Source organism: Streptacidiphilus monticola (genome assembly GCF_042658505.1).
Lineage (GTDB): Bacteria > Actinomycetota > Actinomycetes > Streptomycetales > Streptomycetaceae > Streptacidiphilus > Streptacidiphilus monticola.
On record NZ_JBHSQJ010000186.1, the window covers coordinates 1 to 509 of the forward strand.

The 509-nt window shown below is 68.0% G+C and carries 1 pseudogene; it reads left to right on the forward strand.

The window, feature by feature from the left end:
• Window positions 1-190: 190 nt before the first annotated feature.
• A pseudogene (locus ACFP3V_RS31235) lies at window positions 191-509 on the forward strand (IS21 family transposase); the annotation flags it as partial.

Genomic DNA, 509 nt, shown 5'->3' on the forward strand with positions numbered 1-509 from the left:
TGTCGGCGTACGCGTTTTCGTGCTCAGCCCCGTACGGGTGAACGTGCTCAGTTGTTGAGTCGTCCGAGACGGCGGTTCGGGAGCCTGATGTTGTCCCCGGTGGGTTCGGCGGAGGGCAGCGACCATGGTGTTGGATCCGCAGCGCTGGTTGGAACTTCGACGATTTCGCTCCCTGTACGAGTCCGGGACGATGAGTATCTCGGCGATCGCCCGGGAGACCGGTCTGAACAGACGGACGGTCGCCAAGTACCTGGGCGGGCAGGCCCCGGTCGCCCCGCCGGTGGCGGGGCCGCGTAGTGGGCGCCGTCCTCAGCTGGTGGACGCGGTGGCGCCGGTCATCGACGCCTGGCTGCGGGCCGAGATCCTGATCAAGGGCTCGGTGGTGCACGAGCGCTTGGTGAAGGAGTACGGCTTCACTGGCAACTACCAGCGCGTCAAGCTCTACCTGCAGGAAGCCCGTCCGCGGGTGGCCGCGGAACTGGGCATCGGCCCGGACGAGCTCGCGGGCC